This window comes from Streptomyces sp. NPDC048417 (assembly GCF_040651615.1).
In the GTDB taxonomy this organism is placed as follows: Bacteria; Actinomycetota; Actinomycetes; order Streptomycetales; family Streptomycetaceae; genus Streptomyces.
Map to the genome: position 1 here is coordinate 31122 of NZ_JBEZKI010000053.1, position 7052 is coordinate 38173.

6 protein-coding genes are annotated in these 7052 nt (G+C 73.3%); 3 read left to right on the forward strand and 3 right to left on the reverse strand.

The features are described 5' to 3' along the window. The coding region (locus AB0D59_RS48470) for a hypothetical protein (RefSeq protein WP_362578752.1) at nucleotides 1-651 on the reverse strand (651 nt) is incomplete at its 3' end. Between the two features lie 115 nt (nucleotides 652-766). Here AB0D59_RS48470 and AB0D59_RS48475 point away from each other — a divergent pair. Then, a complete protein-coding gene (locus AB0D59_RS48475) occupies nucleotides 767-1732 on the forward strand; it encodes a serine/threonine-protein kinase (protein ID WP_362578755.1) in 966 nt (321 codons plus the stop codon). A 22-nt stretch (nucleotides 1733-1754) separates the two neighbouring features. Here AB0D59_RS48475 and AB0D59_RS48480 read toward each other — a convergent pair whose 3' ends face one another. Continuing rightward, entirely contained in the window at nucleotides 1755-4157 is a 2403-nt protein-coding gene (locus AB0D59_RS48480) for a SpoIIE family protein phosphatase (RefSeq protein WP_362578758.1), read from the reverse strand. A gap of 230 nt (nucleotides 4158-4387) precedes the next feature. On the opposite strand from AB0D59_RS48480, the gene AB0D59_RS48485 reads away from it, so the two are divergent. After that, nucleotides 4388-4618 carry a helix-turn-helix transcriptional regulator gene (locus AB0D59_RS48485; protein ID WP_362578761.1) on the forward strand — a complete coding sequence of 77 codons (231 nt, stop codon included), beginning with the start codon at nucleotides 4388-4390 and terminating at the stop codon, nucleotides 4616-4618. Between the two features lie 60 nt (nucleotides 4619-4678). Continuing rightward, a complete protein-coding gene (locus AB0D59_RS48490) occupies nucleotides 4679-5803 on the forward strand; it encodes an NAD(+)/NADH kinase (protein WP_362578768.1) in 1125 nt (374 codons plus the stop codon). A 66-nt stretch (nucleotides 5804-5869) separates the two neighbouring features. On the opposite strand, the gene AB0D59_RS48495 is transcribed toward AB0D59_RS48490, so the two are convergent. Beyond that, complete coding sequence (locus AB0D59_RS48495) at nucleotides 5870-6763, reverse strand: alpha/beta hydrolase (protein ID WP_362578765.1); 894 nt, start codon at nucleotides 6761-6763, stop codon at nucleotides 5870-5872. Nucleotides 6764-7052: the final 289 nt, after the last annotated feature.

A 7052-nucleotide genomic window follows, 5' to 3' on the forward strand; every position in this document is an offset into this window, starting at 1 on the left:
CCCGACCATGGGACGGATCAGGGGACCGACCATGGGACGGATCAGGGGACCGACCATGGGACGGATCAGGGGACCGACCATGGGACGGACCAGGGGACCGACCATGGGACGGACCAGGGAACCGATCACGGGACGGACCACGGCACCGACCAGGGTGGCACTGACCAGCAGGGCGGTACGGACAAGGGCGGTGCTCCGGCTGACGACGGCGGTGCTCCCGCCGATGACAGTGGTGCCGACCAGGGTGGCGCTGCTGACCAGCCTGCCGATCAGCGTGGTACCGACCAGCAGGGCGGCACGGACAAGGGCGGTGCTCCTGCCGATGACAGTGGCGCCGACCAGCCCGCCGACCAGGGCGGAGCCGACCAACCCGCCGACCAGCCCGCCGATCAGGGTGGGGCCGACCAGCCTGCCGACCAGCCCGCCGATCAGGGTGGTGTGGACCAGGGTGGCGGCGCTGCTGACCAGCCTGCCGATCAGGGTGGTACCGACCAGCAGGGCGGCACGGATCAGGGCGGCACGGATCAGGGTGGCGCGGCCGATCAGGGTGGCGTTCCTGACGGTGGTGGCCAGGATGGCGGTGGTGACCCGGCGGCTCTCGTCGGCTGAGGTGTGTGGCTGAGCGGTGGGTGAAGGTCTTCCGACCTTCACCCACCGCTCTCGCGCTTCACCCACCGCTCTCGCGTGTGCGCCGCCCGCCCAGGCGGGACGCCGCCCCTCTGGATACGATTTGTAAAGGTTTGACACGCTACGGGGTGGACATGCCATGGCGACGCGCATCGCGGGTTACGAGGTCGAGGGCGAGATCGGGCGGGGCGGAATGGCCGTCGTCTACCGTGCGACGGACCTCCGCCTGGACCGCACCGTCGCCCTGAAGCTGCTCGCCCCCGAGATGGCCCGCAACGACACCTTCCGCCGCCGCTTCACCTACGAGTCACGGGTGGCTGCCGCCCTCGACCACCCCCACATCGTGCCGATCTTCGAGGCCGGCGAGACGGACGGCGTGCTGTACATCGCGATGCGCTACGTGTCCGGCCCGGATCTGCGCGCGCTGCTGGACAAGGAGGGCGTGCTGCCGGTGGCCGCGGCGCTGCGGATCGCCGCCCAGATCGCCTCGGCGCTCGACGCGGCCCATGAGCACGATCTGGTGCACCGGGACGTGAAGCCCGGCAACGTGCTGGTGGCGCGGGGTACGGACAGCGACCACCCGGAGCACGTCTATCTCACGGATTTCGGGCTCACCAAGAAGTCGCTGTCGCTGACGGGTTTCACGACGGTCGGCGAGTTCGTCGGGACGCTCGACTACGTGGCGCCGGAGCAGATCTCGGGCCGCCCGGTGGACGGCCGGTGCGATCTCTACAGTCTCGCCTGCGTGGTCTTCGAGATGCTCGCCGGCGGTCCGCCGTTCGTCCGGGACGAGGACATCGCGCTGCTGTGGGCGCACCAGTACGACCGGCCGCCCGCGCTGAGCGAGGTGCGGTCCGGCCTGCCGCCGGGACTGGACGAGGTGTTCGACAAGGCGCTGGCCAAGGTCCCCGAGGACCGTTTCGGCTCCTGCCTGGAGTTCGTGGGCGCGCTGCGGCTCGCCGCGTACGGCGTCGTACCGGGAGAACCGGCGTCGTCGGGCCGTCCCAGGGACCGGACCCCCACCGTCCGCCGGGACACCGGACCCGCCTCCGGCCCGCCCACCCCCGGCCCGCCCACCTGGGCCCGCCCGATGTTCGGTCCCTAGCCTTCCCGGCCCGCCGGAACGCTCACTCCTCCGTGAGGAACTGTTCCGCCCAGACGGTCTTGCCGGTGGTGGCGTGGCGGGTGCCCCAGCGTTGGGTGAGCTGGCCGACCAGGAGCAGGCCGCGGCCGCCCTCGTCGTAGGTGTGGGCCCGTCGCATGTGCGGGGCCGTGTTGCTGGAGTCGAAGACCTCGCAGGTGAGTGTGTGATCGTCGTGGATGAGCCGGAGCCGGACGGGCGGCCGGCCGTACCGGAACGCGTTGGTGACCATCTCGCTGACGATCAGCTCGGTGACGAACGCGGCCTCCTCCAGCTGCCAGGCGACCAGCTGGTCGGTGGCCTGTTTGCGGGCGTCGGCGACGGCGGCGAGATCGAAGGGCAGTTCCCAGGTGGCGACCCGGTCGGAGTGCAGGGCCTGGGTGCGGGCCACGAGCAGGGCGATGTCGTCGTCGGGCCGATGGGTGAGCATGGTCGTCAGGACCCGGTCGCAGACGGTGTCCAGGTTCTGCGCGGGGCGGGCGAGCGCGGTGAACATCTTGTCCAGGGCTTCGTCGATGTCGTGGTCGCGGGGTTCGAGCAGGCCGTTGGTGTAGAGGGCGATCAGGCTGCCCTCCGGCAGCTCCGTCTCGAAGGACTCGAAGGGCAGGCCGCCCAGGCCCAGCGGGGGCCCGGCCGGCACGTCGAGGAAGTGGACGGTGCCCGAGGTGACCACGGCGGGCGGCGGATGCCCGGCCCGGGCGACGGTGAACCGGCGGGTGACCGGGTCGTACACGCCGTACAGGCAGGTCGTGCCGACCCCGCCGGCGGTCTCCTCGGCGTTGTCGGCGCCGGCCTCCTCGGCGGAGAGATGCACGACCAGGTCGTCGAGGTGGCTGAGGAGTTCGTCGGGCGGCAGATCGACGTCGGCCAGGGTGCGGACGGCGGTACGGACCCGGCCCATGGTGGCTGCGGCCCGCATGCCGTGGCCGACCACGTCGCCCACCACGAGCGCGACCCGGGTCCCGGACAGCGGGATCACGTCGAACCAGTCGCCACCCACCCCGGCCTGGCCGACCGAGGGCAGGTAGCGGGTGGCGATGTCCAGTGCCGCCTGCTGGGGCAGCGTCTGCGGGAGCAGACTGCGCTGGAGGGTCATCGTGGTGGTGTGCTGGCGCTGGGCGCGTTCGGTGCCGTGGATGCTGGCGGCCGTGCGGGCCGCCAACTGCTCGGCCAGCCACAGATCGTCCGGGTCGAACGGCTCGCTGCGCCGGCTCCGGCCGAACAGGGCCACCCCGAACGTGGTGTCGGCCGCGCTGAGCGGCACCGCCAGCACCGAGTGCGCCCCGCTCTCCCGGATCCATGCGGCGGCCCGCGGATCCTCCCGCATCCAGCGGGTCACCACCGCGTCGTCGCCCGCGTACACCGTGCCCCGCCCCTCCGCCAGACACCTGCCCGAGGGCGACCAGGGCGGGCAGCGCAGCACCTCGCCGGAGGGCTGGGGGAGCGGCGGGCCGTGCGGCACCGACCGCACGGCGGCCCGGCGCAGCGCGCGGCCGTCGGCCGCGGGGGCACCGGACCTGGGCGCGTCCAGCAGGTCCACGGCGCAGGCGTCGGCGAAGGCGGGGACGGCGACGTCGGCCAGCTCCCGCGCGGTGCGCTGCACGTCGGAGCTGGTGCCGATGCGCACCCCGGCGTCGCTCAGCAGCAGCATCCGCCGCCGTACCAGCTGCTCGGACGGATCGGAGTGGGCTGTCAGGGCCACCGCCCGCACCCGCCCGTCCGTGTCGGTGAGCGGGGCGAGCCGTCCGTGCCACTCGTGGTCGGGGTCGGCCGGGTCCAGACGCAGGCGGACGTCCCCGGGACCGCCGCCGTCCAGGACCCGCCGCATACCGGACTCGGCCTCCGTGCCGCCCTCGTACGGCACGATGTCGGTCAGCCGCAGCCCGCGCATCGTGCCCTCGGCGAGGGACAGGCAGCGCTGCATACCGACGCTGGCCAGCACCAGCCGCAGTCCCTCGTCGAAGACGGCGGCGACACAGGGGGACTGGTCGAAGGCCCATTCCCCGAGGGTCCGGTCGGCCGTCGGCGGCCCGGACACGGCGGACACCACCCGCCACTCCGTGCCGCCCGGCCGCTCGCCGGAGAGCCGGCGGTGGACGAGTACGTCCTGGTCCAGCCGGTGCCCGTCGCGGTGGCGCAGGGCCGCGGTCCCGCTCCACCGCGGGCCGGCGACCGCCTCCCGCCAGGTGTCACCGTCCGGCTCGGCGAGCAGCCGGGCGGCGTGCTGCCCCAGGATCTCGGCGGGCGGGTAGCCCAGCAGCAGCATGGCCCCGTCACTCCAGCCGGTCACGGCACCTCGCTCGTCGACCGTGACCGCGGCGGTGTAGATCCCCTGCGGTACGGCGTGGGTCTGCGCCCGGTTGCTGGGAGGGGTGGGACGTCGTTCCATCGCCGCTCATCCTTCGCGGAACCTGCACGGCCGGCTCTTCTCCCAGGATGGTCCCGGCCGACACGGAGCACCAATCCGCCGCCGGTACCACGCGGCCGCCGTGGTCACGCTCGTCCGGGGTTCCTGTGACACGCCTGTGACGGACGGCGGACGGCGCCATGACGTCGGCTTGTCAGGGTTTTGTAAACGGACAAATCGCCGTTATCGGTCAATTCGGCAAGGGAATCCTCATGAGCTTCGCCGTTGTCACCCAGCACACCGAGACCGCCGCCGTCGCGCTGGCCCCGCGTGAGCGCGAGACGCTGAAGCACATCGCGGCGGGCTGCACATACCTGCAGGCCGCACGCCTGATGGGGCTCTCCCGGCACACCGTCGACGCCTACCTCCGCCGGATCCGCGCCAAGCTCGACATCAACACCACGGCCGAGCTCACCCGGCTGGCCATCTCACTTGGCCTGTGAGATCCGCCCGGCCGTGACAGCGTGGGAACAACGGCTGAGCACGGTGTCCTGGAGGCGGAGATGACGGTGAACGGGCTCGGACTGGTGGTGCACGGGGGCCGGGCGGAGGCGGTGGACGCCGCCCGTACCGTACGGGCGTGGGCGGCGCAGCACGACGTGCGGTGCACGGACATCGACGTCTGGCACGACGGCGGACGGCACAGCTCCGGGGAGGAGGTCGCGGCCGCGGGCGACCCCGACCTGATCGTCACCCTCGGCGGCGACGGCACCTTCCTGCGCGGCGCCCGGCTCGCCGCCCACCACGACGCCCTGGTCCTCGGCGTCGACCTGGGCCGGGTCGGCTTCCTGACCGAGGTGGCGGCCTGCTCGGTGCGGGAGGCGCTGGACGCGATCCGCGAGGACCGGTTCACCGTCGACAGCCGGATGCTGCTCACCATGCGCGCCTCCCGCCGGCTGGAGGTGCCCTCCGACATGGAGGAGCTGATGCGCTACGGCCGCGGACCGCTGCTGCCGCCGCCCGAGGTGCGCACCGACTGCGAGGAGGACACCGACTGGGGTGTGCCCCTGCACGTCACCGCGGTCAACGACGTCGTACTGGAGAAACTGTCCCGGGACCGCCAGGTGTCCGTCGGCGTGTATATCTCGGGGCGGCTGCTCGCCTCCTACTCCGCCGACGCGCTGCTGGTGGCGACGCCGACCGGCTCGACCGCCTACAGTTTCGCGGCCGGCGGTCCGGTCGTCTCGCCGTGCGCGGACGCGCTCGTCTTCACGCCGGTCGCCCCGCACATGACGTTCAACCGCTCGGTCGTCACCGCCCCGAACGAGGCCGTCGGCCTGCGTGTCCTGGAACGCTCGGGGCAGGCCGCGATCAGCGTCGACGGACAGGTACGGGGCGTTCTGGGACCGGGGGACTGGATCGGCGTGTACGCCGCCCCGGGCCGGCTGCGGGTGGTCCGGCTCGCGCCGATGGACTTCTACGGCCGGCTGCGCGAGCGCATGAACCTCACCGACGCCCCGGCCGCCGTCGCCGACGGCACCCCCGCGCCCCTGTGGTCGACGCGGACGCCCCCGCCCGGCGACATGGCGCACCTCTCCCTGCTGCCCCTCAGCTTGCTGGGCGCCGAGCCGGCGGCGCCCTGCGTGGACGCGAAGGACGAGGTCGCCCCGGCATCCGGCCGCAACTGACGGCCGCCCGCGCCCCGGACACCGCCGCCGAGGCGGCGGCACGCGGCGTCCGGAGGGTCGGGTTCCCTAGGGGGTGCGCGTCACAAAGCCTGTCACCGCGCGGGTGAAGGCCTCCGGCTCCTCGATGTGGCCGAAGTGGCCGCTGTTCTCCAGGATCAGCAGTTGCGAGCCGGGGATCAGCCCGTGCAGTTCCTCGGCCCACCGCACTCCGCAGATGAAGTCGTGGCGGCCGGCGAGCACCAGGGCGGGCACGGTGAGCCGGCCGAGGTCGGCGCGGTCGTCGACGACGACCGGGGAGAGGTCCTCGTCCAGACCGGAGATGTGGGTGGACGTCACGGCCGCCCGGAGGGGGGCGAACGCCGCCTCCCGGCCCCAGTAGTCGGCGAAGTACGCGGGGAACAGCCCCCGGGCGACCGCGGTGTGCTCGCTGTCGCTGCTGACGGTCGGAATGGCCTGGAAGGCCGCCAGTACCTCGGGGAGCCCGGGGTGGCCGGCGTTCCGCGCGGCGAACGCCTCCACCTGGCGCACGGTCTCGGCGACGTGCTCGGGGCCGGTCACCGGCAGGCTGTCGTAGAGGATCACCCCGGCGAGGCGCTCGGGGTGGTGCAGGGCGTGGTACTGGGCGACGAAGCCGCCGTGCGAGTGGCCCAGCAGGTGCACTCCGGTGACGCCGAGGTGTTCGATCAGCGCGCCGAGGAACCGGCTGTAGCGGGCCCGGCTGTAGCCGTGCGGGTGGGAGGGCAGGCGGTCGGAGCCACCGCTGCCGACCGGCTCCGGGTAGACGACCGTCAGATGCCGCTCCAGTGCGGGCATCCGCAGGTACTCCCAGGCGATGCCCGGCCCGCCGGAGTGCGCGACGCACACCGGCCCGGTGCCGTGCACGTGGTAGCGCTGCACGAGACCGTCGATCTCGACGGTGTGGGTTCCGGTGGTGAGGGGATCGGTCAGGGGCGTGGTCATGGCTTCTCCGTGTTCGGCGGTTCGTGATGACGACGGCAGGACGCCGGGGCGCAGGAGAAGTTCGAACCGAGTTGTGTGAGGGCGGTCACAGGGCGACTCGTCCGCTGTGCGCGAGCGGGTGCGTGGCCCGCGGCGCCTGGGCCGGCCGGACCGCGACCGCCGCGAGGTCCGAGCCGCCGGGCGGGCCGGGCCAGGGCCGCCGGGGCGGTCCGGGACGCCCGGACCTGCCGGGCGCCCCCGGCGCGCCCGGATCGCTGGGCCCAGGCCCGCACCGGCGTCGCGCCTCGGC

Excerpts from the sequence above, each read along its gene's own strand:
- AB0D59_RS48475 (WP_362578755.1), top strand. The coding sequence starts at position 767 with ATGGCGACGCGCATCGCGGGTTACGAGGTCGAGGGCGAGATCGGGCGG.
- AB0D59_RS48480 (WP_362578758.1), bottom strand. The coding sequence starts at position 4,157 with ATGGAACGACGTCCCACCCCTCCCAGCAACCGGGCGCAGACCCACGCC.
- AB0D59_RS48485 (WP_362578761.1), top strand. The coding sequence starts at position 4,388 with ATGAGCTTCGCCGTTGTCACCCAGCACACCGAGACCGCCGCCGTCGCG.
- AB0D59_RS48490 (WP_362578768.1), top strand. The coding sequence starts at position 4,679 with ATGACGGTGAACGGGCTCGGACTGGTGGTGCACGGGGGCCGGGCGGAG.
- AB0D59_RS48495 (WP_362578765.1), bottom strand. The coding sequence starts at position 6,763 with ATGACCACGCCCCTGACCGATCCCCTCACCACCGGAACCCACACCGTC.